A 26,069-nucleotide genomic window follows, 5' to 3' on the forward strand; every position below is an offset into this window, starting at 1 on the left:
ATAAGAGGGCCGCACCCACCCACGCCCATGACCGTCGAAGTACGCCTCATCGGCCCCGAGGGGAACGAAACCCACGAGTTCGACGACGAGGCGGCCGACCGACTATGCCGACCGACCACTCTCGAACTCCTGCGAACGCTGGCCAGCGAGGAGCCAACGAGTATCCGCGAGGCCGCCCGGCTGGTGGACCGCGACGTCCGGCAGGTCCACGACAACCTCTGGAAACTTGGCGAACTCGGCCTCGTGGAGTTCGACCGGAGCGGCCAGTCCCACCGGCCGTTCGTCACTTACGAGCGTATCGAAGTCGAAATCGACCTCTAGTCGGCCGCTATCGGGCGAACGTCCGGGGGCCGCTCAGTTCGACTGCTTTTCAGGCGGGCGTGCGTTGCCGCGGTGATTCCCCACAGACCGAGTTGCCCAACGACAATCGCGCCGACGTAGAGCGACTCGAAGGACGCGGGGAGCGCGCTCTCGTAGGTCGGCGACGGTGCGACGAGGACCGCCACGCCGACGATTGCCGTGAAAACGGCGACGCCAGCGACGCCCGCAACGGCGTTTCCGTGGTCCGACAGACGAGTATATATCGAACCCGCCGCGAGGCAGGCAATCGCACCCGTCGCTATCAGGCCGACGTATAAATACCGGCTCGTCCCAACGGCGAGACTCGTTTCGACGCCCGGCGCGGCCGGCGGCAGGACGAGCCACGGGACGCCCGAGACGGTCAGGAAGCCGGCGAGGCCCAGCAGGTAGCTCTGCCCGCGTTCGGGTAGCGCCGGTTCGACGAGGAAGGCGACGACCCCGAAGACGACGACGCCGAACAGCAGGCCGAGGGCGACGCCGCTGCCGACCGAGATGGCCTGCATCAGCCCCTCGCTGACGAGCGGTTCGGAGACCTCATGGGCGTGTTCGTGGGCGTGGCTTTCGTGAGCCAGCGTCTCGGCGTGTGCGACCAGCGGGTTGCCGACAAGCGCCATGTAGAGGCCGTAGGCGCCGCCGCCGACGGCGCCCGCGAGCGCGCCGCGCTGCAGGTAGTCGTACATCAGTGACAGATGACACCGGCGACGTGGCGGCCGTTGTGCATGGCGTCGTGGACGAGCGGGTCGCCCGCAAAGGCCAGCAGGAACAGCCCCAGCGTGATGGCGGCGAGGCCGAGCGCGACCTGCGTCGGCGAGAGCGTCCCAGCGGCGGTGTCGATACGGTCCGAAACGGTGTCGTTTGCGACCGGCATTTTAAATCCACTTGTTTAAAGAACAAGCAAGGTTGTAAAACTATCGCCGCGCGTTCGCCACCGCCTGCTCGATACGTTCGGGCGTCAGCGCGTCCAGCGGCACGCGGTCGCCCTCCGTGGCGGCGACGACCTCCGAAAGCAGGCCGCGCTCGTCGCCCGCTTCGACACAGACCACGCGGGCGCCCGTTTCGGCGAGCGCCGCCGCAGCACGGCGGGTGTCGGCCGTCGGATTATCGGCCGCGTTGGCCCGGCCGTCCGAGACGACGACCACGACCGCAGCCTCCGGGTCCGCGCGGTCGACGACTTCCGCGGCGCTCCGCAGGCCCGCTGGCAGGGGCGTCCGGTCGCCGGTCGGCAGGTCCTTCAGGTGTCGCGCCGCGAGCGTCACCGAATCCGTCGGCGGCAGGAGTACCTCGGCCTCGTCGCCCGCGAAGGCGACGACGGAGACGCTGTCGCGCTCGGTGTAGGCGTCCTCCAGCAAGTCGAGGGTAACGCCCTTGGCCGTCCGCATCGCCGACCGCATCGACGCACTCGCGTCGACGGCGAAGACGACGAGCGCCTCGCCCTCACCGGAGCGGACCGACCGCCGGAGATCGCGCGTCTCGACGCCGTCGGCGCCCCGACTGGCCGCCGCCCGGACCGAGGCGGCGGCGTCGACTCCGTGGCCATTTTCGGCCGGTTCGGTGCGCACGCGCGTCCCGCGATTGCCGGTCGCCGGTGCCGCGGCCGCTCGGCCCGTTCCCTCAGCACCGTCGATTTCGGATGCCTCGACATCCGGCGAAATGGCGTCGGTAGGTGCCTCGCGCTGCTGGCCCGGGACGAGCGGCGTCGCTTCCTCGGGGTCATCGGAGTCAGCGTCGGTATCGTCACCGGCCTCGGCCCCCGGTTCGGCCGCCTCGGCGTCGTCGGCCTCGCTCGGTTGCGGGGCCGGCTGCTGGTCGGGTGTGGGGGGGTCACCGTCGTCGGACTCGTCACCGGGGTTGGCAGAGTCATCGGACGGTTCGCCGCCCTCGGCGTCTTCCCTGTCGTCGGCCTCGCCCTCATCCTCGCCTTCGGGTTCCGGCTCTTCCTCGGGATCAGTCTCCTCATCGTCCGCCTCCTCGCCTTCCTCACCCTCCTCGTCCTCGTCGAAGTGATCGTCAATGACATCCTCGGCGTCCGGTGCGTCCTCGAAGGGCCGGGACTGCATCCGGTGGGCAAGCGCGAGTTCCGCCGCGCGTTCGAGGTCAGCGTCGGTGACGGTCGGTCGGCCGTCCAGCGCCGCCAGCGCTCGCGCCGACCGGGCAGTCGCTATGTCGGCGCGATGGCCTTCGACGCCCGCTTCGAGACAGAGTTCCGCGATATCGCGCTTCTGCTCGTCGGTGAGTTCGACCTCGCCCAGCATCTCGCGGGCCTGCCGAAGCCGTCGGCGGTAGTCGGTGGTGTCGTCTGCCCGACCGGAATCGCCGAGGTTGTCGTCGATAATGGCGACGCGATCCTCGACGTCGCGCTCACCGCGAACCTCGACGGAGAGGGCGAATCGGTCCCGGAGTTGGGGCCGGAGGTCGCCTTCCTCGGGGTTCATCGTCCCGACGAGGGTGAACTCGGCGGGATGGGCGACGCTGACGCCGTCGCGTTCGACACGGTTCTCGCCGGAAGCGGCAGCGTCGAGCAGAACGTCGACGAGGTGGTCGTCGAGTAGGTTCACCTCGTCGACGTAGAGGATACCGCGATTGGCGCGGGCCAGGAGGCCGGGGTCGAACTCGGTCTCGCCGGCCAGCGCGTCCGAGACGGAGAGGGTACCGACGACGCGCTCGCGGGTCGCGCCCAGCGGCAGGGTAACCAGCGGGACGGGTCGCGTCTCCACCGGCAGAAACGCGCGCTCGCGGCAGTCGTTGCATTGCTGCGAGCGGTCGTCGGGCGGACAGCCGTAGGGGCAATCCGCCACGGCGCGCTGGTCGGGCAGGAGGTCGGCCAGTCCCCGCACCAGCGTGGATTTGGCGGTGCCCTTCTCGCCGGTGGCGAGCAGGCCGTCAAGCCCGTCGTCGGCCGCGACGGTCAGGAGCGCCTCCTTCAGTCGCTCCTGGCCCACGACCGCGCCGAACGGCGTGGAAACGCTTTTGGTTTCGGCGAAATCAAACACACTTGTATTAGCACAACGCGAGTTTATCAATATTATGCCCCGGATTGGACTCTACACCGCGACCGAAAACGAACTGGGCGCTCTGCAGCGCGCCGCCGACAAGGTCGATTCGGACCTCGTCGTCCGCTCGGAGAGCGACCTCGACGAACCCGATGACGTCGAGGCGTTCTGCGACGAACTAGCCGACTGCGACGTCGTCGTCTTGTGGCTCCACGGCGCCGAGGACTCGATGCCGGGCTACGACCGGGCCATCGACCGCTGTTACGACGCCGGCGTCCCCGTCGTCGTGAAGGCGACCGGCGACGCCTTCGCCATCGAGGATACGACCGTCCCGGGCAGCGTCCGGGATACCGTCTGCGAGTACCTCGAAAAAGGCGGGAGCGCGAACCTCGCCAACGCCGTCCGGTACCTCGCCGACCGCTTTACGACCGTCGACCGCGAGTACGACGCCCCCGTCGACCTGCCGACCGAAGGCGTCTACCACCCAGACCACCCCGGCGCATCTTACGAGGAACTGCGCGCGACGCTGGACCCCGACCGGCCGACCGTCGCCGTCTGGTTCTACGAATCCCACTGGACCCACGAGAACACCCGCTACGTCGATTCGCTGGTGCGGGCCATCGAGGCGGAGGGTGCCGACGCCCTACCCGTCTTCTGTAACCCCGTCACCGACAGCGACGAGCAGGAAGACGCCGAGTGGGTCGTCGACAACTGGCTCACCTCCGAGGACGGCGACCCCCTCGTGGACGCCGTCTGCTCGTCGTTCATGTTCTCGCTGTCGATGTCCGAGCGCGGCCGCGATGCCAGCGACGAAGGCTCCGACGCCGAGGAAGTCTTCCTCAAGCGCCTCGGCGTCCCTGTCATCCAGACGGTGACGACGATGCGCTCGCGGTCGCGCTACCAGTCCAGCGACACGGGCGTCATGGGCTTCGAACTCGCCCTTTCCGTCGCGTTGCCGGAGTTCGACGGCAACGTCATCACCCACCCCATCTCGGGCAAGGAACGCACCGACGACGAAGCGGGCATCGGCAGCGCGCCGAAACAGCACTTCCCCATCGAGGACCGCGTCGACCACGCCGCCTCGCTGGTCGTCAACTGGGCGAACCTGCGATATACGCCCAACGACGAGAAGAACGTCGCCGTCGTCCTCCACAACTACCCGCCGAGCGACGACGGCATCGGGACTGCCTTCGGCCTCGACTCGCCGGAGTCGACGGTCAACCTGCTCGATGAACTGCGCGCGCGGGACTACGATTTGGGAGGGCAATTCCCCGACTCGGGTCAGGAGCTTATCGAGACGCTCACCTCACAACTCACGCTGGACGACCGCTGGGTCGCCCCCGAGGACGTTCGGGACCGCTCGGTGGACGTTGTCTCGTCCGAGCAGTACGACGAGTGGTGGGCCGAGGCGGACCCCGACTTCCGCGAGAACGTCGTCAAGGAGTGGGGCGAGGCGCCGGACCGACCCTTCGCCATCCCTGGCGCGGAGTTCGGCAACGTCCTCGTGACCGTCCAGCCCCCGCGTGGGTTCGGTATGGACCCCTCGAAGGTATACCACGACTCGGACCTCCAGCCGCCGCACGACTACTACGCCTTCTACGCGTGGCTCCGCAACGACTTCGACGCCGACGCCGTCGTCCATCTCGGTACCCACGGCTCCTTGGAGTGGCTTCCGGGCAAGACGGTTGGCCTCGACGGCGAGTCCGCACCCGACGCGCTCGTCTCCGACCTGCCGAACGTCTACCCCTACATCATCAACAACCCCGGCGAGGGCACGCAGGCGAAACGCCGCTCCTACGCCGCCATCGTCGACTACCTCACGCCGCCGATGGCCAACGCCGGAACCTACGACGAACTCGCGGAACTCGAAGAGTTGGCCGACCAGTACCGCGAGGCCGGCAGCGAGGCCGGTGAGACGGTCGAACGCCTCCTCCGGGAGGCGGTCGACGAACTCGACCTCGCGGTCGAACTCGGAATCGCGGGCGACATCGACGAGAAAGCCGACGTACGCGGGCCCGAGGAAGCCGGCACAAGCCTTGCCGAGGGTGAGGTTTCAGGCGATGTAATCGGCGTCGACGAACTCGTCGAGCGCGTCCACGCCTACCTGACCGACGTGAAATCGACTCAGATTCGGATGGGGCTGCACACGATGAGCGAACCCCCCGAAGACGACTCCCTCGTGGAATACCTCGTCGCGCTCACCCGCCTCGAAAACCCCGGTGCGCCATCCCTCCGCGAGAGCGTCGCAGGCGTGCTGGGTGTCGACTACCAGACGATGCTCGATTCGCCCGGCGAGTACGACGAGACGCTCGGCATGACCTACTCGCAGGCCGCCGACGCGGTCCACGAGAAGAGCGTCGAACTGGTCGAGACGCTCGCCGAGTACGATTTCGACGTGCCCGAATCCAACGTCGATGCCGGCCCCGACGACGAAGTGAACATGAACCTGCTCGTCGTCGACATCGACCCGCTCGGCGACGCCCGCGTGCAGGGCGGCGCCCACGACGACCTCCGGGAGGTGCTGGCCTACATCTGCGAGGAGGCCGCCCCGAGCGTGCTGGAAGCAGAGGAGGAGATTCCACAGACCGTCGACGCGCTCAATGGCGAATACGTCCCGCCGGGCGGAAGCGGCGCGCCGACCCGCGGCGGCGTTGACCTGCTGCCGACGGGCCGGAACTTCTACACGCTGGACCCCCGGAAAGTGCCCGCCAAATCGGCGTGGGAGGTCGGCCGTGAGGTGGCCGACGGCACACTCGAACACCATCACGACGAACACGGCGAGTATCCCGAGGAAATCGGCGTCGTGGCGTGGGGGACGCCCACCGTTCGAACCCGTGGCGAGACCATCGCGCAGGTGCTCGCGCTGATGGGCATCGAACCGGTCTGGACCGACGCCGGCCGCATCGACGACGTGGAGCCGATTCCGCTCGACGAACTGGGACGGCCCCGCGTCGACGCGACGACCCGCGTCTCGGGGCTGTTCCGCGACGCCTTCCCGCAGGCGGCGGGTGTCATCCACGACGCCGTCGATGCCGTCGTCGACCTCGACGAGTCCCACGAGGAGAACTTCGTCAAGAAACACGTCGAGGAGGAAGCCGAGGAACTGGAAGAAGAGGGTATGGACCCCGAGGAGGCCCGCGACGCAGCGATGCCGCGAGTCTTCACCACGCGTCCGGGCGGCTACGGCGCCGGCACGAACAAGGCCGTCGACGAGGGGAACTGGGAGGACCGCTCCGATTTAGCGGAGGTCTACGTCCAGTGGGGCGGCTACGCGATGGGTTCGCGCGGCCGCGTGAGCGAGGACCACGACGGCTTCCGCCGGCGCCTCGGCAGCGTCGACGCGACGGTCAAAATCGAGGACACGATGGAACAGGACGAGTTCGACTCCTCGGACTGGTATGCCTTCCACGGCGGCTTCATCACCGCCGTCTCCGAAGTATCGGGCGAAGAACCCGCCTCCTACGTCGGCGACTCCTCGGACCCGGACAACATCGACGTCTACACGAACGAGGAGAAGGTCCGCAAGGCGATGCGCGCCCGCGTGCTCAACCCCGAATGGCTCGATTCGATGGAAGAGCACGGCTACAAGGGCGCCGGCGACCTCTCCCAGACGGTCGACGTGACGCTCGGGTGGGACGCCACCACCGACGTCGTCAGCGACACGCTCTGGAACGAGGTGGCCGAGAAGTACGCCTTCGACGAGGACCGCCAGGAGTGGATGCGCGACGTGAACCCGTGGGCGCTGGAATCCATCACGGACACCCTGCTGGAAGCCATCGAGCGGGACTTCTGGGACGCCGACGATGAAACCGAGGAACGGCTGCAGGACCTCAACCTGCGCGTGGATGGGGACCTGGAGGAACGAGCGACGGATGCTGGTCGTGGCGACGGCCACTCCACGGAGGTGGCCAGCGATGACGACTAACCCAGACTTCGAGGAGTACGCCGACCTCGGCGCGACTACCTCGGACGCCATGGAAATCGCCGAAACGAGCATGGACCGCGTCCACGAAATCGTCCCACAGGAGACGCTGGCCGACCGGGTCCGCGCGAAGTCGGTCCACGCAACCGGCGACCCCGAGTTCCAGCACCTGATGCGGTTTACCGGCGCCGACGAATCCGAGCCGCTCCGGGCCGGCGCGCAGGCAGTCCTCGACGAACAGCCCATCGTCACCGACATCACGATGGTCAAATCCGGCATCACGGGCCGCGGCCACGATTGTGAGGTCAAGAAGGCCATCGGCAACGGCGCGGAACTGGCCGCCGAGACGGGGATGACCCGGACCGCTGCCTCAGTGCTGGAACTCGACAAGGAGGGCATCTACGACGGTGCCATCGCGGCCGTCGGCAACGCGCCGACCGCGGCCCTCGCGCTGGCGGACTGCATCGAGCAGGGTACCCGCCCGGCCGTCATCGTCGGGACGCCCGTGGGGTTCGTGAAGGCCGCCAAGAGCCGAAAACGGCTCCGAGAGGTCTGCGAGGAACACGGCGTGCCGGCCATCACGAACGTCGGCCGACGCGGCGGCAGCGGCCTCGCCGCCGGCCTGACGAACGAACTGGTCCACGTGGCGAGTGATGTTAGAGATGGTGAGGTCGAACTGTGACGGAACCGGTCGACTTCCCCGAGGAACCCGCCGAGCTCGCGGCCAGCGCACCCGAAACACGGGGCGACGAGCCAGTCTACGCGGTCGGCATCGGCCCCGGCAACACCGAGTTCCTCACTCGCCGCGGCGCCCGCGCAATCGGGGAGGCCGACGTCGTCGTCGGCTTCGAGACGGTCGTGGATTTCGTCCGCGAGGAAATCGACGGCGAGGTGCTGACCTGCGGCTACCGCGACGAACCCGAAGTGCTCGCGAAGTTCGCCGAGCGCGTGGCCGACGGCGCGACGGGAACGGCCGTCCTGATGGGCGACCCGAACCACTCGGGGTACCAGTTCGTCGGGAAGGTCGAGGCGGCCATCGAGGCCGCCGATGTCAACCGCCCCGTCGAGGTGGTTCCCGGCATCTCGTCACTCCAAATCGCCGCGAGTCGTGCCCGGACGCCGATGGAGGAGACGACGTTCGTCACCCTCCATAAGAGCGGGCCCATCGAAAGCGACCTCCAGCGGCTTGAGCGGGACGTCGGCGAGCGGAACCTGCTCGTGCTGCCGCGCCCCTACGATTGGATGCCCGAGCGAATCGCCCACCGCCTGCTCGAATCGGGCGCACCGGATTGTGAGACGCTCGTACTCGAGCGGCTGACCCACCCCGACGAGTCAATAACCCGGACGTCGCTGTCGGCGTTGGCGGCCGACATAGATTCAAAAGAGGCGACCGCCTTCTCGGACCTCTCGGTGCTGGCCGTCCGTCGGTAGTCCCGGTTCGCCTATTTTCAGGTCGCCTTCAACACGAGCGGGTTCAGCGGCCCGCCGGTCGCACGCTGGACGTGCAGCGGCGCGGCGGTAAAGAGGAACTCGTAGACGCCATCCTCCGCACAGGCCGCAGCGAGGTCATCGAGCCACAGCATCTCCACGAGCGGCATCCCGAGGTTTCGGAGAAAAGCGCCGTGCAGCGGCAGGACGTACGTCTCGCCGTCGATAGTCTGGGTGACGCGCTCGATAGCGACGTTGTCGGCACCCACGGCAGCGATATCGTGGTCGTGGACCCACTCGACTAACTCCTCGCTGAAGACGAGTCCGGGTTCGTTCGTTGGGTGCCAATCAGCATCGGGGTCTCGGGTACGTGCCATCGCGCCCGTGCGGACGAGAAGGATGTCGCGTTCACGGATTTCGACATCCTGTGCATCGGTGGTCGTCAGCAGGTCGTCGAGATCGATTTCGGCGCCCATCGGCAGGCGCTCACCCTCGCTTTCGTCCGCGTGCCGGCCCACGTCCAGCAGGACGCCGCGACCGGCCACACCCGAGTCGGCTAGCGGCGCGACGGAGAGTTTGCCGTGGCCGCGCGTCTCGGTCACCCCTCCATCGATGCCCTCGACGGGCGTCTCGAATCGCTTTTCGATGGCCGTCTCGTCGGCGCTGAAGCCGTTGTAGAGTTCGTTCCCGTACCACGCGTGGCCCAGCGCGTCCATGTGGGTGGTCCCCTGCAGGTAGAACGGTGTCTCGAAGCGGTCGTCGGAGAACTTCATGCCCGCGCTGGCCTGCTGGTCACCCTCGCGGTAGGACCGTTCGTCGGAGACGTTGGTTCGGCGAGCGACTTCACGGCCCGGAAAACCGGGGTCGCCCGTGCCCCCGTTTTCGGGGATGGCTTCGCCCGTCAGCGGTAGGCCGAGGGTGAACCGTTCGACCGATTCCTCGCCGTTTCGGAGAGCAGCGTTCATTCCGGCCGCCGCTTCCCGACTCCCGAGCAGGTTGAGCGTCCCGTATTCGTCGTCGGCGCCCCAGCGGCCCCAGTTGTCGGGGAGGCCGTCGAGCAGGTCGGATACGTCCGGTACGGCTCCGCCATCGGCGAGCGCCCGGTCGGCACAGGCCGCACAACTCAGCGAGTGATGCATCACGGGGAGATGTGGAGGAGAGGAAAAATAGCTGCCGGCGAGCGGACGCGGTGGACGGAAGTCAGTTCCCGCCGTCGGTGGCGACGGGCGTCACGGCGGCGGTGCCGGCCTCGATGGCGCGGGCCTTCGAGAGTTCGGCCTCGATGGTGTCGGTGACGGCTTCGTGGTCGCCGAGCGGGTCGGCGTAGGCGAGGCCGCCGCGGTCGAGTTCCAGCTTCTCGGGCAGGGCCTTCTCCGTTTCCTCGCAGGGGGCGACGAAGAAGGGAACGGCGACAGCCCGGTCGCCGCCGAGGTTGTACCGGACGCATTCGGCAGCGGGGTTCTGCAGGAGATACGCCGTCGTCACCTCGCCGTAGTTCGAACTCTTGCGCAGGCGGTCGGCGTGTTCCTCGGTCGTCCGGCGGGCGTCGGCCATCGACGTGTCGCCGAAGGCGACCAGCGCGACGGAGGCGTCGTCGTCCGGGTCCACGGCTTCACGGGCCCGGTCGGCCAGCGCCCGGGTGACGGCCGCGCTGGCACCGACGGGCTCACAATGGCGAGCGGCCGGCAGCGCGCCCGGAATCCCGCGGGTGGTATCGCGGTCCGGCGCGACGGCCATCGGAACCACGTAGGTGTCGGCGTCCGCCGCGACGTCCAGTTCCGCCGGGTCGCGCTCGTAGGTCTCGACGCGCACCCGACCAGCGACGCCCCGCTCGCGGAGTCGCGCCGCGTGCCGCTCCGCCGTCTCTCGCGTGTGATTTCGGCCGACGAGTAGGAGTGTGTCCGTCATGGATGTTTAATCAAGTATAGTTGTATTAGCGCAAATCGGCTTGTATCACGGTGTGCGGCCATCCGATAAATAGGTTACGGGGCGCTGAGGACCAACCCGCAAACTCAAGTACGTTTGCACGAACACCAACCATAGTGACTCGACTCGTCCTGTGTGCCGGTTCGACGCGGACCGCCGCTATCGACGGCATCAGCGCCGCCGGTGCCGACGCCGACCTGATGGCCCACACACCGAGTGCCGACGCCGAAATCCTGACCTACGGCGCGCCGGTTCGGGCGCCCGTCGTCCCCGTCTCCCCGACCGGCTGTCCGACGCCCGCCGTCGTCACCCGCGCCGTCGTCGACCGTCTCGGCATCGATACCACCATCGTCGATGCCGGCCTTGCGGAACCGACCGGCGCGCCCACGGTGACAGTCGGCGCCCGTGCCGGCGACGACATCCGCGAACGCGACCCCGTCCCCTCCGCGCCGGGCGCCTTCGCTGCCGCCCGCCAGTTCGGCCGAAAACTCCCGGACGACGAACTCTTCCTCGCCGAGACGGTCCCGGGCGGCACGACCACCGCGCTCGGCGTTCTGACCGCGCTCGGTGAGGCGGACGTTCTCGGCCGCGACGAGGGTGCCATCTCCTCGTCGCTGCCCGAGAACCCACTCGACCTGAAGCGTCGCGTGGTCGATGAGGCGCTGGAAGCCTCCTCGCTTGCCCCGGGCGATGCCGCCGACGAACCGCTCGTCGCGCTCCGCCGGGCCGGCGACCCCGTCTTGGCCGTCCTCTCGGGCATCGCCGCGGGCGCCCTCGAAACCGACACCGCGGTCACGCTGGCCGGCGGGACCCAACTGGTCGCCGCCGCTGCGTGTCTCCGCCACGGCGGCTACGAGGGCCCCCTCGGGTTGGCGACCACCTCGTTCATCGAGGCCGACCCCGCCGTCGACATCCAGCGGGCGGCTGCCGAACTCGACCTCTCGGTGACCGTCACCGACCCCGGATTCACCGACGACCACCCCGCGATGGCGGCCTACAACCGCGGCGAAGCCAAGGAAGGCGCCGGCATGGGCGGCGCGCTCGCCATCGCCGACCGCGCGCGCCTACCGATGGCCGACGTGCGTGCCGGACTGCAGGACGTCTACGACGAACTGCTCGCCGACGCCGACGAGGAGCGGGCGCCCGAAGCATGAACGGCGTCGTCCTCGCCGGCACCGCCTCGGGCGTCGGCAAAACCGTCGCCTCGCTCGCCGTGCTCCGCGGCCTCCAGCGGGCGGGCTACGACCCACAACCCGCGAAGGCCGGCCCCGATTTCATCGACCCGAGTCACCACGCCGTCGTCTGCGAGCGGCCCTCCCGGTCGCTGGACCCGTGGCTCTGTGGCGAAACGGGCTGTCGGCGCAACTACTGGCGCGGCGACGGCGACGTCTGCGTCGTCGAGGGGATGATGGGCCTCTACGACGGCACGAACTCGACGGCATACGTCGCCGAGACGCTGGAGTTACCCGTTGTCCTCGTCGTCAACGCGAAAGCCGGGATGGAAAGCGTCGCGGCACAGGCGCTGGGCTTCCGCGAGTACGCCGCCGAGGCCCACCGCAATATAAACGTGGTCGGCGTCCTCGCCCAGCGCGCCCACGGCGGCCGCCACGAGGAGGGCATCCGCGACGCACTGCCCGACGAACTCGATTACTTCGGTCGAATCCCGCCGCTGTCGGAGTTGGAGATTCCGGAGCGCCATCTCGGCCTCCACATGGGCGAGGAATCCCCCATCGACGCCGAGACGCTGGACGAGGCCAGCGAACACCTTCGAATCGAGCGACTGGTCGAAGCGGCCAAATCGCCGCCGCGCCCCGACCCCGAACCGGAGCGACCGAAAACCGATGCCACCGTCGCCGTCGCCGACGACGCCGCGTTCTGCTTCAAATATCCGGCCACCATCGAGCGCCTGCGCGAGCGGGCCGACGTGGTGACGTTCTCACCGGTCGCGGGTGACCCGCTTCCCGACTGCGACGGCGTCTATCTCCCGGGCGGCTACCCGGAACTCCACGGCGCCGAACTGGCCGCGGGCGGCACGCTGGACGATTTAAAAGCGCGTGCGACCGATGGCCTGCCCGTTTTCGGGGAATGCGGCGGCCTGATGGCACTCTGTGCGACGCTGACCGACACCGACGGCGAGACCCACGAGATGGCGGGAATCCTGCCTGCCGATGTGGAGATGTGCGACCGTTATCAGGCGCTGGACCATGTGGAACTGGAGCCTCGCGGCGAGACACTGCTGGCCGATTCCAGCGACGCGGTTCGGGGCCACGAGTTTCACTACTCGAAAGCCGACGTCGCCGACGACGCAACCTTCGCCTTCGACGTGAAGCGAGGGGACGGCATCGCCGATGGCAAGGACGGCCTCACCGCATACCGGACGCTCGGCACGTATGCGCATTTCCACGCCGAATCCGGCGTCTTCGACAGGTTCGTCGAGTCGCTGTAGGTTGGTTCGTCAGTCATCCAGTCCGACCAGCCGCTCCTTTTCGGCCCGCGAGAGCTGCTTGATTTCGTACTCGCGGCTCATCGCGGCGGATTTCGAGTCGAAGGATTCCGAATAGACCAGTTCGACGGGCGTCCGACCGCGGGTGTATTTCGCGCCGTCGCCGGCATCGTGTTCCTGAACCCGGCGCTCGACATCGGTCGTATAGCCGGTGTAGAGCGATCCATCGGCACACTCCAGAACGTACACGTAGTGGGCGTCGCTCACAGTCACGGCTTAGGTAGAAAACGAGGGCACCCTGTGTTTGACACACAGTTCTACGGACGCACGGCCGTCACTCGTACGCACGTTCTCGGGACACTTCGGCGATGCCGGCGTTCGCAGAGCAGTTCGGACACGCGTGAACGCGTCCACCTTCGTCCGCGAACACTCGGGCGAACCGGTCCGAGATGTGCGCATCACAGTGGTCACACCTGGGCATTCTGGCCGCCGACGCGGGTATCCCTTGTCGGCATCGGTAGTACGGGGTCGAGACATTAATACCCTCGGTAAGGGGAAACACGGCACGAGGGCGCGTGACGCCCGCTCTACACCCGGTTTTCGATTCGGCATCAGTCAGTCGTCGCTCGCGCCGCCGAAACCGACCGCGCGATGAGGCCGGCCTGTGCGCCCGCGGCAAAGCCGGCGTCGATGTTGACTGCCATAATCGGCGTACAGGACTGTAACATGCCCGCCAGCGCCGCCTCGCCATTGCCACCGTGGCCGTAACCGGACGAAACGGGCAGTCCGATGAGCGGGACGTCGACGAGGCCGGCGATGACCGTCGGCAGGGCACCCTCCCGACCGGCAGCGACCACGAGGGCATCGACCGCCCGAATCTCGTCGATGTTGTCGAACATCCGCGCGATGCCTGCCACGCCCACGTCCGAGATGCGTTCGACGGTCGCGCCCATCTCGCCGGCGACGACGGCGGCCTCGCCGGCCGCCTCGGCGTCGACGGTCCCCGCCGTGACGACGCCGACGGTCGCCTCCAGGTCCGGCGGTTCGTAGTCGGTTCCGTGGACGACGAGCGTCCGGGCGCGTTCGTCGTGGTCGATATCGGCCGCGGGGAACTCCTCGGCCAGCAGCGACTTACAGGCATCGGCGCTCTCGTGGTCGATACGGGTCACGAGGGCGCTTCCGGTCGTTTCGACGGCCGCGACGGTCATGGCCGCGACTTCGGCGGGCGTTTTTCCTTCGGCGAACACCGCTTCGGGAATCCCCGTTCGGGCCTCCCGGGCCGCATCGAACCGGCCCGCCTCGGTGCGGGCGTAGCCCCGGAGTTCCGCCTCGGCCTCGGTCGGCGACAGTTCCCCGTCGGCGACCGCTTCGAGTATCTCGCGCATATCCCGACGTTCGTGTCGATAACAAGGAACCTGTCGGGTCGTCACCGCGCGCGAGCAGGGAAACCGCCTCATCGGCGCGGATACCGACGTACCGGCCAGGATTCCCGGCCACAAAATGTAAATAAAGGAACGGCTATCCCCATCGATTCCTCCCGGTTTATCACGGCTAAACGGGCGTTAGAAGCGGCGAAACCGCTCACGATTGGGAACATATATAAAGTACCCCGGACAATCCCGGCCTGTATGGCAGACCTAATCGTCAAAGCCGCTGTGAAGGAAGCGCTCGATGACATGAACGTTGCCTCCGACTTCTACGACGCCCTCGACGACGAGGTCGAGGAGATCCTCGAGGACGCCGCTCGTCGCGCCGAGGAGAACGACCGCAAGACGGTCCAGCCGCGCGACCTTTAAAGCGTCTCAGAGCTTTTCCGTTTTTTCCCACGCCCCGAGTCGCTGGTATCGCAATCGCCCCGAAACCCGCCGATAGCCGCCGCTATCGCTCGGTAACGTCGACGCCCGTCTCGGTCCCGACGTGAATCTCGTCAGCCACGCCGACGAAGAGGCCGTGTTCGACCACGCCCGGAATCGCCGCGAGGTCGGTCGCAAGCGCCGCCGGGTCGGCTATCGCGCCGAACGCACAGTCGATGACGAGGTTGCCGTTGTCGGTGACGACGGGACCGTCCTTCCGTTCGGCATCGCGGAGTTCGGGCGTCCCGCCGAGAGCGTCGAGGTTCGATGAGACCACGGGTTCGGCATCGGGCAGTACCTCGATGGGGACCGCCAAATCGAGCGGCGAGGCGAGTTTCGTCTCGTCGGCCACCACGAGAAAGCGGTCGGCGGCCGTATCCACCAACTTCTCGCGGGCGTGGGCCGCGCCGCCGCCCTTTATCAGGTCGAATCCCGCTATCTGGTCGGCGCCGTCGATGGCGACGTCGGGCGTCGCCTCGGTCAGCGAGGTGAGCGGAATCCCCGCTTTGCGGGCCATCTGCCGGGATTCGTACGACGTTGGAATACCTCGGATATCGAGGCCCGAATCGACCCGTCGACCCAACTCGCGGATGGCCGTGGCGGCCGTCGACCCCGTGCCGAGACCGACGACCATCCCGTCAGATACGGCGTCGGCGGCGCTTTCGCCGGCGCGGCGCTTCTGTTCGTCCGTCCCGCCGGATTGCTTCATGTGCGCGTCTCGCGTCGATACGGGAAAAGCCCTTGCGGTGACAGGGCCGACCCCAGACATGGAGTGTACGTACTGCGGCAGCGACCTCTCGAACTACGACCCCGTCTACGTCGAGGAGACCCGGGATGGCGAGCGCACCGAGGTCGGAGGGTTCTGCAATTACGCCTGCCTCGACGCCCACATCGACGAGGCCGAACTCACCTACGGCGACTCGTGTGAGTGGTCCCCCGACGACTGACCGCCACGACCGACGACCGGCGACCGGACGGGTATCGTTTTCACGACGGCGGCCGACTACCGCGGTATGTTCGGAACGAGCGGCATCAGGGGACCGGTCGGCGACGAGGTGACGGCGGACCTCGCGCTTCGCGTCGGTCGCGCGCTGGGGGCCGAAACCGACCGCGTCGTGGTCGGACGCGACCCCCGCGAGAGCGGCGAGTTGTTGACCGACGCGCTCGCGGCGGGCCTCCGAGAGACCGGCACCGACGTGGTCGACCTCGGCCTCGCCGCGACGCCGACGGTCGGCCGCGCGGTCGCGTGGGAGGGCGCCGACGCCGGCGTCTCGGTGACCGCGAGTCACAACCCCCCAGAGGACAACGGCATCAAACTCTGGCAGCCCTCGGGACAGGCCTACGACGAGGCCGGCCGCGAACGCATCACCGAGCGCATCCGGGCCGACGACGCGGACCTCGAAGCGTGGGACGGGTTGGGCGACCGGACGACCGACGAGGCGGCCGAGCGACATATCGAGGCGCTGGTCGATGCCGTCGACGGCTCGCTCGACCTCTCGGTTGCCGTCGATTTGGGCAACGGTGCCGGCGGCGTCACCGTCGATGCCCTCATCGAATTGGGCTGTGACGTCGAGACGCTGAACGCCCAGCCCGACGGCCGGTTCCCGGGGCGGCCCTCCGAACCGACCGCCGAGAACTGCGAGGCGCTCGCGACGCTGGTCGGCGACGGCGACTACGACCTCGGCATCGCCCACGACGGCGACGCCGACCGGATGCGGGCGGTCGCGGGCGACGGCACGTTCCTCGCGGGCGACACCCTGCTGGCGCTTTTCGCGGCCGATGCCGCCGAATCTGGCGAGCGCGTGGCGATTCCCGTGGACACGAGCCTCGCCGTCGAGGACTTCCTCGCCGAACGTGGCGTCGCCGTGACCCGGACGCCCGTCGGCGACGTCTACGTGGCCGAGGCTGCAACTCAGGAGGACGTGGCTTTCGGCGGCGAACCCTCGGGCGCGTGGATATGGCCCGAGGCGACGCTGTGTCCCGACGGCCCGCTGGCGGCGGTTCGCATCGCTGCGCTGGCGGCCGCCGAACCGCTCGAATCCCGCCTCGAAGCGATTCCGAGCTATCCCATCCGGCGGGCCAACGTCGAAACCGACGAGAAAGAGCGAGTGATGGCCGCCGTCGAGGAGCGCGTGTTGGCGGAATACGATTCGGTCGAAACGCTTGATGGCGTCCGGGTCAGTACCGATGATGGGTGGTTTTTGATTCGCGCCAGCGGGACTCAGCCGCTGATTCGGGTGACGGCGGAGGCCCGCGAGGCCGAGGCAGCGGACGCGTTACTGAGCACTGCGCGGGAGTTAGTGGAAAACGCCCGATAACCGCCGGGCGAAAAGCGCGGAAGGATAGTTAGAGAGCGAGGCCAGTCACGTACGGCGCGTCGAGCGCGCCTCGCGAACGTCGGACCCGTCGCGGATCTTGTCTTCGCACTGCGGGCACACGCGCGGATTCTCGATTCCGTTCGGCGTGAAAACCCGAGCGTACGCTGCCGTCACGAACGCGCCACAGTTCTGGCATTCCGGCATACACGAACCGTTGGACCACACACACATAATAATAGTGTGGCAACAGGTATCGCACAGCCAGCCGTTTCGGGGCCGAAACGCCCGATTTTCGCGGGGTCAGCAGAGCGACAGGAGCGCGTCGACGTCCTCCGGTGTGTTGAACGCGTGGACCGACGCCCGCACCGCCCCCGAGGGGAGCGGCCGGACGACGACGCCCTCCGCTTTGGCGTCCTCGACGAACGCCTCCGCGTCGCCATCGATTTCGAAGGCGACGAGACCTGATTCGTACTCGGTCGGCGAGAGACACCGCTCGCCCAGTCCGTCCTTCAGGCGGTCGGTCAGTCGCTCGATACGCGTTTCGACGTTCCCCATGCCGATACCCTCCAGCGTTTCGATGGCCTCGATGAGTCCCGCATACGGCGCGACCGCGGCCGTCGACACCTCGAAACGGCGCGCATCGGGGTGGAACTCCAGACCCTCACCCGTGGGTTCGACGGCACTCCGGTAGCCGACGTGTCGGGGCTGGAACGACGACAGCGACTCCGGACGAACGTAGAGATAGCCGGCGCCCCACGGTCCGAGCATCCACTTGTGGCCCGAGGCACAGACGGCGTCGGCGTCCCACTCCCGGACGTCGACGGGATGCTGGCCGACCGACTGGACGGCGTCGACGACGACTAACGCGCCCGCGTCGTGGGCGATATCGACCGCCTCGGACACCGGCAGACGCGTCCCGTGGAGCCAACTCTCGGAACTGAGACAGACCAGTTTGGCGTCGGCGACCGCCTCTTTATAGGCGTCCATCGGTAGACGGCCGTCGGGACACGGCAGCGTGACGGCCTCGACGCCCCGGTCGCGGAGGCGCCGCCACGGCAGGACGCCCGAGGGGTGTTCGAGGTCCGTCCGGACGACCCGGTCGCCGGCCTCCCAGTCGATGGCGTTGGCGACGCGGCTGATGCCGTCGCCCGTCGAGGCCACCAGCGCGATGTCGGCCGGCCGACAGCCGAGGTGGGTAGCGAGCGTTTCGCGGGCGTCCTCGCGCAACTCGGCGTCGGCCTCGTAGTGGCCGACCGAACAGGCCTCGAACTCCTGACGTCGCTGGGCCGCGTCGATGGCCTCGACGACGCGCTCGGGACTCGGCCCGCTCGCGCCCGTATTTAAATACACGCAGTCGTCGCAGGCGGGGATGTCGGCACGCAGGGCTTCCGGGTTCATACAGAAGAATCGATGGCCAGCGTAACGGGCTTTGGGGCGCTGGCAAGCGAGCAAAACGGGCATACCCCGTCGAACCGAACGACCCCACATGCCAACAGTCGAGACGGACGGGACCACCATCCAGTACGAAACGGAGGGCGACCCCGAGCGGCCGACGGTCGTCTTCGTCCCGGATACGGCGACGGGGCCGTGGCTGTGGGGCTGGCAGGCACCGAAACTGGCCGGTACCCATAGGACGGTCGTCTACGCCCAGCGGGGGACCGACGGCTCCGATACCGACGGACCCTACACCGTCGACCGACTGGCGGCGGACCTCGAAGCGGTCCTCGCGGATGCCGAGGTCGGCCGGGCACACCTCGTCGGTGCTGGACTCGGCGGGATAGTCGCGCTCCGATACGCCCGCGAATACAGTCGCGCGCGCTCGCTGACGCTGTTCGGTGTCCCGCCCGACGGCGAGCGCATTGACGCCGACGCGCTGGCCGGCCTCCATCCGCCGGACCCGACGCGCATCCGCCAGTCGCTCGAACTCGCCTTCTCGGACCGCTTCCTCGCCGAAACCGGCCTCGCCGACGACATCGTGGACTGGCGCACGGACGAGGACGCCGTCGGCGACGCCCGCGGCGGCCACATCGACGCCGCGCTCGAATTCGACGCCGAACCGCTCTACGAACTCGGCCTCCCGACGCTGGTCTGTCACGGCGTCGACGACCCCGTCGTTCCGCTGTCGGTCGGCGAGGAACTGGCTGCCGACCTGCCGCGCGGGCGGTTCGAGGCCGTCGAGGGGAAACGATGGTGTTTCGTCGAACACTCGGCTGCTGTGACGGACGCGATAGCCGAATTCATCGATGAGACGGTCGCTACCGACGAATGAACGGCAGTCCGGGTGATTTGACGGCGTCATAGGCCGACGCGAACGTGCCCGCCGACGCCCGCTTTTTACCTACGGAGGCGCTACCGGCGCCTAATGCGACCCCGAATCGCGCTGCTGGACGCCTCCCACGACGACCCGAACACCCCGCGGAACTTCCGCCGGGAACTCGACGCCGAAGTGTCCAGATTCCACGTCGTCGACCGGGAGTTTCCGGACCACGAGGCCTTCGACGGCCTGGTCGTCACCGGCTCTCGGGCCTCGGTCTACTGGGACGAACCGTGGATCAACGAGACGCGCGCGTTCGTTCGGGACGCCCTCGACGGTGGGGTCCCAGCACTCGGGGTCTGTTGGGGCCATCAGTTGCTCGCCGACGCGCTGGGCGGCACCGTCGAACCGATGGGCGAATACGAACTCGGCTATCGGACGGTCCGCCACTCGGGGGCGGACCTCTTCGATGGCGTCCCCGAGGAATTCACCGTCTTCACGACCCACTCCGATGCCGTAACGGAACTGCCGGAGGGTGCCGAGTTGATCGCCGAGAACGGTTACGGCATCCACGGCTTCCGTCATGGCAACGTCTACGGCATCCAGTCTCACCCCGAATACGACCCCCAGACTGCCGAAGACGTCGTCCGCGGGAAGGACCACCTCCCCGACGAGCGCATCGAATCGGTCTGTGAGGGTATCACCGACGACGCCTACGCCGCGGCCAAACCGGCCAAGAACGTTTTCGACAATTTCTGTGCGTCAGTGCGACGGACGGCGACCGCTCCCGCGGACGATTAGATTCCGCGGTCGAACCGCCGGTCGGCCCACAGGAGTAGTTGCTCGGCGCCGACCAGAACGACCACCGAGCCGATGATGACCGCACCCTCGAACAGTGTCGACAGCAGTCCCAGCGAGACGATAAGCGTCGTCGCGCACGCGGGCGCATGCCGGAGGTCCGTCGCGAGCATCGCCCACGTCGTCAGGCCGACCGAGACGACGCCCGCGATGGCGATTCGAAGCCCCGAAAGGGAGAACGCGGGCGCGGGATCCGTCGCAACCAGCCCGGTCGCGAGCGTGTGGTACGCCAGCAGGCCAGCGAGCACGCCGATGACGTGGCCACCTACGACTCTCGGGACGTTCGTGTCCTTCTCGGCGCCCAACGCGAGGACGTAGGCCGTCGGTCCGAGACTCGGGAAGAGCGCTGGATAGCCGCTGGCCCACGAAATCAAACCAACCGTGATGATGAGGCCACCGGCATGCAGGCTCCGCCGAACCGTCTCCATATCCCCACTCCGTCAGACTCCCTTTTCGGCCTGTCGAAGCGAACCACGGACTTACCCATCAACTGTGACCGCCCCGCATGCTATCAACGCTCGACCTGTGGGAGATAGTTTTTGTGTGCAACTCCCTAGGACACAGATATGCTAGACTACGTGGGTCTTGAGGAGGACCTCAACGAAGAAGAGCGAATGGTCCGGGACACCGCCCGTGACTTCGTCGAAGAGAAATTCAAGCCCGATGCCGGCGAACACTGGATCGAGGGGACTTTCCCGAAGGACCTCATCCCGGAGATGGGCGAACTCGGGTTCTATGCGCCCAACCTCGACGGATATGGCCTACCCAACCTCAGCGAGAAGGCGTACGGCCTGTTGATGCAGGAACTGGAAGCCGGCGACTCCGGCCTCCGCTCGATGGCCTCCGTCCAGGGCGCGCTCGTCATGTATCCGATTCACGCCTTCGGCTCCGAGGAACAGAAGGAAGAGTACCTGTGGGACCTCGGTGCGGGCGAGAAAGTCGGTTGTTTCGGCCTGACGGAACCCGAACACGGTTCGAACCCCTCGGCGATGGAGACCCACGCCGAGAAGGACGGCGACGAGTACGTCCTCAACGGCGCCAAGACGTGGATTACCAACTCCCCGATATCGGACGTAGCCATCGTCTGGGCGAAGGACCGCTCGGACGATAACACCGTCCGTGGTTTCCTCGTCGATACGGACAAGGATGGCGTGACGACCAACAAAATCGACGAGAAGCTCTCGCTTCGGGCCTCGATTACGGGCGAAATCGCCCTCAACGACGTTCGCGTCAACGAGGACGACGTGCTGCCGGGCGTCCGCGGGATGAAGGGCCCGCTGTCCTGTCTCACGCAGGCCCGCTACGGCATCGCCTGGGGCGCCATCGGCGCCGCACGTGACTGCTTCGAGACCGCGCGGCAGTACGCGACCGACCGCGAGCAGTTCGGTGGTCCCATCGGCCGCTTCCAGATGCAGCAGGACAAACTCGCCGAGATGGCCACCCAGATTACGCTCGCCCAACTGCTGGCCCACCGCCTCTCGGACCTGAAGGAACGCGGCGAGATGCGCCCCCAGCACGTCTCGATGGCCAAGCGGAACAACGTCCGGATGGCCCGCGACCAGTCGCGTATCGCCCGTGAAATGCTCGGCGGCAACGGCATTACGGCCGACTACTCGCCGATGCGCCACATGACCAACCTCGAAACCGTCTACACCTACGAGGGCACCCACGACATCCATACCCTCATCATCGGCGAGGACCTCACCGGCCTGCAGGCGTATCAGTAATAGACGCAGTTTTCGCTCGCCGTTTTTTTCGACCTATTCCAGCGCCTCGAAGGTCCGTTCGGCCCATCGGACCGCGAAGGCCGCACCGTGTTCCTTGTAGGCCGCGGAATCCAGCGCGTCGAACGGTTTCGGCACCTCGACATCGTGTTTGACCGCGGCGCAGGCGAGTTCCGCGGCGTCGGGGAAGCCGGTCCGGCCCGAGGCGACGTCCGAGGAAAGCACCGACAGTCGGGGTTCGAGTCGTTCGCCCGCGTCGACCCACTCGTCGTGGAGTCCGTCGTACTCGCCGTCCCACGCCGTGAACTCCTCGCGCGTGTGGAGGCCGACGTAGGCGTCGAACAGCGCGGCCGCGAGTTGGTAGGTATCGGCCGACCCGAGCGGGACCGCATCGGCGAGGGCCGCATAGTCGTCCTTGAAGAACCCGAGGAACTGTTCCGGGAGGTCGGTGCCGATTTCGACCAGTGCCTCCGCAATGAGGAAGTCGATGAAGCCCTCCGGGGAGCCTTCGAGGCGGGGTTTGACGAAGACCGTCGGCGGGTCGGTCTGGCGGGTCCACGCGACGCCGCCGTCGCCGGGCGCGCCGACGGTGAACTCGTCGCTGGCGATACGATGCAGCGTCTCGGGGGCGTCGGCTGGCACCCACGACTCAGGATAGGAAAGCGGGTCGATACCGTCGACGACCGCCAGCAGGTTCTCGGCGACCGACGGCGGCAGTGTTTCGAAATCACCCTCGCTGTCGAGGACGAGCGCGCCGGGGGCGTATTCGTCACGCACCTCGGCGAGGTCGCCCGACAGTTCTCGGCGGTCGAACATCACCCAGCGATGATAGCGCCGAGCAGGACGACGGCGATGACGGCGGATACGCCGACGGTCCCGAGCACGACTTTGGTGGCCTGACTCATGTTCGATACTTCCGACGGCGGGCGTTTAAAGCCTTCCAGTTCCGCCGCGGCGGAGAGTTATCCCCTCGGCGCTGCCACCCCGAGTATGGGCCGCCGCCGCGTTTCGACTGGAACCGAATGGGAACCGAAGGTGGGGTATTCGCGGGCCGTCCGCGTCGGGAACCGCGTGCTCGTCTCGGGGACGACGGCGACCGACGAGGACGGAAACCCGGTCGCACCCGGCGACCCCGAAATCCAGACCCGCCGCGCACTCGAAATCATTCGCGAGGCGCTCGAAGAGGCGGGTGCAGACCTTGAACACGTCGTCCGCACGCGCATGTACGTCACCAATGCCGACGACTGGGAGACCATCGGCGAGGTTCACGGGGAGTTCTTCGGCGAGATTCGACCCGCTGCAACGATGGTCGAAGTCTCAGGGCTCATCGGTCCCGAGTACGTCGTCGAAATCGAAGCGGAAGCCGTCGTTCCTGCGGATGAGTAATGTTCTCCATGTGAAACCGAGGGGTTACCAAGGATAACGATATTTATAAGGAGAAATCAGTGGAAAGGCGAGTGTCCACCGAGGTTCGGCTGGTGAGACAGAAACAAAGGTTGCATCCGCGAGGGCAGGTTCGGAGAACCCGCCCGAAGCGGTTCCCCGCGCGACCGCAGGGAGCGCGGGACCAAGGGCCGACCATCGGGAGGCCCGCCGTGTCTTTTTCATGAACGTTTTTGCCGGCGCGCGAAGCGCGCCGTGCAAAAAGTTTCAGTCGAAGCGCGCCTGCACGAATGGCTGAGCGTCCTCGACCTCGCCGACCCGCGAGTCCGAGAGGAGGACAGCTTCGGTTTCGTCGAGGGGGACGGAAAGGCTGATTTCCTTGGTCCGGCCGTACCGACCCTTCGAGACGACGACGGCGTTGACGATGCCGAGCATGTCGAGTTCGCTGATGAGGTCGGTGACCCGCCGTTGGGTGAGGACGTCGGCGTCGATCTCCTGGGCGAGGCGCTTGTAGATGTTGAACACCTCGCCGGTGTTGATGTTGTGGACGCCGTTCTTCTCGAGGAGGATGATGGCGTAGAGGACGAGCTTTGATTGTGTGGGGAGGGTGCGTACTACCTCGACAACCCGGTCGAGTTCGATCTTCTCCTGGGCGTGGCGGACGTGCTTTTCGTCGACGGTTTCGGTGCGGTCGCGTTCGGCGAGCTCGCCAGCCGTCCGCAGGAGGTCGAGGGCACGGCGGGCGTCACCGTGTTCCTGTGCGGCGAAGGCTGCACAGAGGGGGATGACGTCCTCGGAGAGGGTGTCGGATTTAAATGCGATTTCCGAGCGGTGCTGGAGGATATCTCGGAGTTGGGTCGCGTCGTAGGGCGGGAAGACGATTTCCTCCTCGCCGAGGCTGGATTTGACGCGGGGGTCGAGGAAGTCGGTGAACTTCAGGTCGTTGGAGATGCCCATGATGGAGACCCGGGAGTTGTCGAGTTCCGAGTTCATCCGCGAGAGGTTATAGAGCGTGTCGTCGCCCGATTTCTCGACGAGTTTGTCGATTTCGTCGAGCATGATGACGACCACGCGCTCGTGGTAGTCGACGGCGTCGAAGAAGGTCTGGTAGACGCGGTCGGTCGGCCATCCGGTCATCGGGACGGGTTCGAACTCCTCGAGGTCGTCTTCGAGGGTGCCGATTTCGGCCTCGACTTCGGCGACGTTGTCGAACTCGCTGTCTACGAGGACCTCGGGGTCTTCGGCGGCCTCGTCGCGAAGCTCGCCGAGTTCGTCGAGGCGCTCCTCGATGTACTCCTCGTTCTTGTCGATGAACTTGTTGGCGAGTTGTGCGAGCACGCGATACTGGGTGTCGGTCACCTCGCAGTTGATGTACTCGACTTCGCAGGGGACCTCGTACTTCTGGGAGGTCGATTCCAGTTCCTCGGAGACGAACTTCGCGCTGGCGGTTTTTCCGGTCCCGGTTTTGCCGTAAATGAGGATATTGGAGGGCGTATCCCCGCGGAGAGCCGTCACGAGGATGGTCGCCATGTTGTTGATCTGTTCCTCACGATGGGGGAGTTTGTGGGGCGTGTAGGAGGGACGGAGGACTTCCTTGTTCTCGAAGATGGGTTCGCCCTCCAGGAGGTCGTCGAAGAGACCGCGGGATGCCTCGTCGGTTTCGCTCTCGGATTCGGTATCGAGGTCGAGGTCTTCGAGGTCGACGTCGCCGGAGAAACCATCGACGTCGGTGCCGGCGGCAGGAGCGTCGGTTTCGGCGAGCGCATCGGCCGTCTCGTCGACTTCCGGGGTGTCTCTCGTTGACGAAGACCCCTTTGTTTCAACTGGAGAACCACCAGACTGCGAAGCAGTATTGGCGATTCTCCCGTCCGATGGCTGCTCGTCGAGTACCCCATCGGTGTCGTCCGGTTCGTCCTGGTCCACCGGCTGGTCGGTCGATGCCGAGTCCGTCGGCTCCTCGTCCTCCGGTGCGTCGGTGGCCGCGTCGCGGCCGTCGCCGACGGCGTCCGGGCTAGTGTTCGATTCCTCGTCCGTATCCGCGGATGAATTGCCGTCCGTCATTCGTTGATATACCCCTCCGTTTCACGTGGAGACACACCGCGCGACGACCGAACGGGTTGAATACAGTCGGTAGGAACCCGTTACCCCGAATCGGTTTGAAATCGGTCGTCCAGTTGATGCAGAGGAACCGATGGTGCATTACGGTAATAAGCGTTGCGGTGGCGCGGCGGAAATCGGTGGATAGCGGGTGGATGACGGGGATTAACGAATGTGGGAAAGGAGCACGGCTGAAGTTAACGAAACAATCCGAAACAGTCGCGGCGTTCGGGGAGCAACGCGGATAACTCGATGCTGGTCACCCGAAACGAACGCCAGTGGAGACGGGTGCACGGGTTGGCAGAGGTCAGCACGAGCCAGTAGAGTCAACTGGTGTGACTCGGGGCGGATCAGTCGGGATTACTCGTCGTTCGGACGGTCGTTCGGACGGTCGATTGGGGCGTCGGGGGGGACGATGGTTAGTTTCCAGTGGATGCACGGGAAGCGGAGGGGAGTACCCCCACACCCCTTTGTTTCGGGTGGAACGGTGAAACCGACGGGTGGGGGTGGTCG

At 66.9% G+C, this 26,069-nt stretch carries 28 protein-coding genes; 13 read left to right on the forward strand and 15 right to left on the reverse strand.

Annotation, left to right across the window (positions count from 1 at the left end; all coding sequences use genetic code 11):
- The first annotated feature begins 27 nt into the window (after positions 1-27).
- Complete coding sequence (locus HWV23_RS08755; protein ID WP_178290029.1) at positions 28-321, forward strand: HVO_A0114 family putative DNA-binding protein; 294 nt, start codon at positions 28-30, stop codon at positions 319-321.
- Here the strand turns inward: HWV23_RS08755 and HWV23_RS08760 are convergent.
- The 3 genes from HWV23_RS08760 to HWV23_RS08770 are packed head-to-tail and all read right to left on the reverse strand — an operon-like array spanning position 318 to position 3,350.
- Complete coding sequence (locus HWV23_RS08760) at positions 318-1,040, reverse strand: CbtA family protein (RefSeq protein ID WP_178290030.1); 723 nt, start codon at positions 1,038-1,040, stop codon at positions 318-320. The two genes, HWV23_RS08755 and HWV23_RS08760, sit on opposite strands and share 4 nt — an antisense overlap.
- A complete protein-coding gene (locus HWV23_RS08765) occupies positions 1,040-1,228 on the reverse strand; it encodes a CbtB domain-containing protein (RefSeq protein WP_178290031.1) in 189 nt (62 codons plus the stop codon). Before HWV23_RS08765 ends, HWV23_RS08760 begins: the two co-directional genes overlap by 1 nt.
- A gap of 40 nt (positions 1,229-1,268) precedes the next feature.
- On the reverse strand, positions 1,269-3,350 hold the full coding sequence (locus HWV23_RS08770; RefSeq protein ID WP_178290032.1) for an ATP-binding protein: 2,082 nt from the start codon (positions 3,348-3,350) through the stop codon (positions 1,269-1,271).
- A gap of 34 nt (positions 3,351-3,384) precedes the next feature.
- Between HWV23_RS08770 and cobN the strand changes: the two genes are divergently transcribed.
- The 3 genes from cobN to HWV23_RS08785 are packed head-to-tail and all read left to right on the forward strand — an operon-like array spanning position 3,385 to position 8,703.
- On the forward strand, positions 3,385-7,275 hold the full coding sequence (gene cobN / locus HWV23_RS08775; RefSeq protein WP_178290033.1) for a cobaltochelatase subunit CobN: 3,891 nt from the start codon (positions 3,385-3,387) through the stop codon (positions 7,273-7,275).
- Positions 7,265-7,954 (forward strand): precorrin-8X methylmutase, encoded by a 690-nt coding sequence (locus HWV23_RS08780; protein ID WP_178290034.1) that lies wholly within the window; start codon positions 7,265-7,267, stop codon positions 7,952-7,954. Before cobN ends, HWV23_RS08780 begins: the two co-directional genes overlap by 11 nt.
- The gene (locus HWV23_RS08785) at positions 7,951-8,703 is read left to right on the forward strand and encodes a cobalt-precorrin-7 (C(5))-methyltransferase (protein ID WP_178290035.1); all 753 of its coding nucleotides are present in this window, start codon (positions 7,951-7,953) and stop codon (positions 8,701-8,703) included. The genes HWV23_RS08780 and HWV23_RS08785 overlap by 4 nt, the downstream gene beginning before the upstream one ends.
- A 17-nt stretch (positions 8,704-8,720) precedes the next feature.
- On the opposite strand, the gene HWV23_RS08790 is transcribed toward HWV23_RS08785, so the two are convergent.
- Together HWV23_RS08790 and HWV23_RS08795 are read right to left on the reverse strand one after the other, a co-directional pair.
- On the reverse strand, positions 8,721-9,839 hold the full coding sequence (locus tag HWV23_RS08790; RefSeq protein ID WP_178290036.1) for a cyclase family protein: 1,119 nt from the start codon (positions 9,837-9,839) through the stop codon (positions 8,721-8,723).
- 61 nt (positions 9,840-9,900) lie between these two features.
- On the reverse strand, positions 9,901-10,608 hold the full coding sequence (locus HWV23_RS08795) for a CbiX/SirB N-terminal domain-containing protein (RefSeq protein ID WP_178290037.1): 708 nt from the start codon (positions 10,606-10,608) through the stop codon (positions 9,901-9,903).
- Positions 10,609-10,742: 134 nt separating this feature from the next.
- Between HWV23_RS08795 and HWV23_RS08800 the strand changes: the two genes are divergently transcribed.
- Together HWV23_RS08800 and HWV23_RS08805 are read left to right on the forward strand one after the other, a co-directional pair.
- Positions 10,743-11,780, forward strand: coding sequence for a nicotinate-nucleotide--dimethylbenzimidazole phosphoribosyltransferase (locus HWV23_RS08800; protein WP_178290038.1), 1,038 nt, complete (start codon positions 10,743-10,745; stop codon positions 11,778-11,780).
- Positions 11,777-13,072 carry a cobyrinic acid a,c-diamide synthase gene (locus HWV23_RS08805; protein WP_178290039.1) on the forward strand — a complete coding sequence of 432 codons (1,296 nt, stop codon included), beginning with the start codon at positions 11,777-11,779 and terminating at the stop codon, positions 13,070-13,072. Before HWV23_RS08800 ends, HWV23_RS08805 begins: the two co-directional genes overlap by 4 nt.
- Before the next feature lie 9 nt (positions 13,073-13,081).
- Here HWV23_RS08805 and HWV23_RS08810 read toward each other — a convergent pair whose 3' ends face one another.
- From HWV23_RS08810 to larB, 3 genes are all read right to left on the reverse strand, one after another.
- Positions 13,082-13,336 (reverse strand): GIY-YIG nuclease family protein, encoded by a 255-nt coding sequence (locus HWV23_RS08810; RefSeq protein WP_178291633.1) that lies wholly within the window; start codon positions 13,334-13,336, stop codon positions 13,082-13,084.
- Positions 13,337-13,403: 67 nt separating this feature from the next.
- Positions 13,404-13,550, reverse strand: coding sequence for a DUF7563 family protein (locus HWV23_RS17260; RefSeq protein WP_418766778.1), 147 nt, complete (start codon positions 13,548-13,550; stop codon positions 13,404-13,406).
- 130 nt (positions 13,551-13,680) lie between these two features.
- Positions 13,681-14,454 (reverse strand): nickel pincer cofactor biosynthesis protein LarB, encoded by a 774-nt coding sequence (larB, locus tag HWV23_RS08815; protein ID WP_178290040.1) that lies wholly within the window; start codon positions 14,452-14,454, stop codon positions 13,681-13,683.
- Positions 14,455-14,697: 243 nt separating this feature from the next.
- Between larB and HWV23_RS08820 the strand changes: the two genes are divergently transcribed.
- A complete protein-coding gene (locus HWV23_RS08820; RefSeq protein WP_178290041.1) occupies positions 14,698-14,865 on the forward strand; it encodes a DUF1931 domain-containing protein in 168 nt (55 codons plus the stop codon).
- Between the two features lie 82 nt (positions 14,866-14,947).
- Here HWV23_RS08820 and rpiA read toward each other — a convergent pair whose 3' ends face one another.
- Positions 14,948-15,631 (reverse strand): ribose-5-phosphate isomerase RpiA, encoded by a 684-nt coding sequence (rpiA, locus tag HWV23_RS08825; protein WP_178290042.1) that lies wholly within the window; start codon positions 15,629-15,631, stop codon positions 14,948-14,950.
- A gap of 58 nt (positions 15,632-15,689) precedes the next feature.
- On the opposite strand from rpiA, the gene HWV23_RS08830 reads away from it, so the two are divergent.
- Positions 15,690-15,869 carry a hypothetical protein gene (locus tag HWV23_RS08830; protein ID WP_178290043.1) on the forward strand — a complete coding sequence of 60 codons (180 nt, stop codon included), beginning with the start codon at positions 15,690-15,692 and terminating at the stop codon, positions 15,867-15,869.
- A 66-nt stretch (positions 15,870-15,935) separates the two neighbouring features.
- Positions 15,936-17,240, forward strand: coding sequence for a phosphoglucosamine mutase (gene glmM / locus HWV23_RS08835; protein WP_178290044.1), 1,305 nt, complete (start codon positions 15,936-15,938; stop codon positions 17,238-17,240).
- A gap of 45 nt (positions 17,241-17,285) precedes the next feature.
- Here the strand turns inward: glmM and HWV23_RS17265 are convergent, their stop codons facing one another.
- Both HWV23_RS17265 and HWV23_RS08840 read right to left on the reverse strand, forming a co-directional pair.
- The gene (locus HWV23_RS17265) at positions 17,286-17,444 is read right to left on the reverse strand and encodes a DUF7563 family protein (RefSeq protein WP_418766777.1); all 159 of its coding nucleotides are present in this window, start codon (positions 17,442-17,444) and stop codon (positions 17,286-17,288) included.
- Between the two features lie 96 nt (positions 17,445-17,540).
- Complete coding sequence (locus HWV23_RS08840; RefSeq protein ID WP_178290045.1) at positions 17,541-18,638, reverse strand: aminotransferase class V-fold PLP-dependent enzyme; 1,098 nt, start codon at positions 18,636-18,638, stop codon at positions 17,541-17,543.
- Between the two features lie 88 nt (positions 18,639-18,726).
- On the opposite strand from HWV23_RS08840, the gene HWV23_RS08845 reads away from it, so the two are divergent.
- Both HWV23_RS08845 and HWV23_RS08850 read left to right on the forward strand, forming a co-directional pair.
- Positions 18,727-19,509, forward strand: coding sequence for an alpha/beta fold hydrolase (locus HWV23_RS08845; RefSeq protein WP_178290046.1), 783 nt, complete (start codon positions 18,727-18,729; stop codon positions 19,507-19,509).
- Between the two features lie 93 nt (positions 19,510-19,602).
- Entirely contained in the window at positions 19,603-20,295 is a 693-nt protein-coding gene (locus tag HWV23_RS08850; RefSeq protein WP_178290047.1) for a type 1 glutamine amidotransferase, read from the forward strand.
- On the opposite strand, the gene HWV23_RS08855 is transcribed toward HWV23_RS08850, so the two are convergent.
- A complete protein-coding gene (locus tag HWV23_RS08855) occupies positions 20,292-20,780 on the reverse strand; it encodes an HPP family protein (protein ID WP_178290048.1) in 489 nt (162 codons plus the stop codon). The genes HWV23_RS08850 and HWV23_RS08855 overlap by 4 nt on opposite strands.
- Before the next feature lie 138 nt (positions 20,781-20,918).
- On the opposite strand from HWV23_RS08855, the gene HWV23_RS08860 reads away from it, so the two are divergent.
- Positions 20,919-22,079: an acyl-CoA dehydrogenase family protein gene (locus tag HWV23_RS08860; protein WP_178290049.1), complete on the forward strand. Its 1,161-nt coding sequence runs from the start codon at positions 20,919-20,921 to the stop codon at positions 22,077-22,079.
- A 33-nt stretch (positions 22,080-22,112) separates the two neighbouring features.
- Here HWV23_RS08860 and HWV23_RS08865 read toward each other — a convergent pair whose 3' ends face one another.
- Together HWV23_RS08865 and HWV23_RS17270 are read right to left on the reverse strand one after the other, a co-directional pair.
- Positions 22,113-22,892 carry a DUF7089 family protein gene (locus tag HWV23_RS08865; RefSeq protein WP_178290050.1) on the reverse strand — a complete coding sequence of 260 codons (780 nt, stop codon included), beginning with the start codon at positions 22,890-22,892 and terminating at the stop codon, positions 22,113-22,115.
- Positions 22,892-22,981 carry a hypothetical protein gene (locus tag HWV23_RS17270; RefSeq protein WP_425487425.1) on the reverse strand — a complete coding sequence of 30 codons (90 nt, stop codon included), beginning with the start codon at positions 22,979-22,981 and terminating at the stop codon, positions 22,892-22,894. The genes HWV23_RS08865 and HWV23_RS17270 overlap by 1 nt, the downstream gene beginning before the upstream one ends.
- Before the next feature lie 85 nt (positions 22,982-23,066).
- Between HWV23_RS17270 and HWV23_RS08870 the strand changes: the two genes are divergently transcribed.
- Positions 23,067-23,462: a RidA family protein gene (locus HWV23_RS08870; protein WP_178290051.1), complete on the forward strand. Its 396-nt coding sequence runs from the start codon at positions 23,067-23,069 to the stop codon at positions 23,460-23,462.
- 264 nt (positions 23,463-23,726) lie between these two features.
- Here HWV23_RS08870 and HWV23_RS08875 read toward each other — a convergent pair whose 3' ends face one another.
- Positions 23,727-25,520 carry an AAA family ATPase gene (locus HWV23_RS08875; protein WP_246282666.1) on the reverse strand — a complete coding sequence of 598 codons (1,794 nt, stop codon included), beginning with the start codon at positions 25,518-25,520 and terminating at the stop codon, positions 23,727-23,729.
- Positions 25,521-26,069 lie beyond the last annotated feature (549 nt).

It is taken from the genome of Natronomonas halophila (assembly GCF_013391085.1).
In the GTDB taxonomy this organism is placed as follows: Archaea; Halobacteriota; Halobacteria; order Halobacteriales; family Haloarculaceae; genus Natronomonas; species Natronomonas halophila.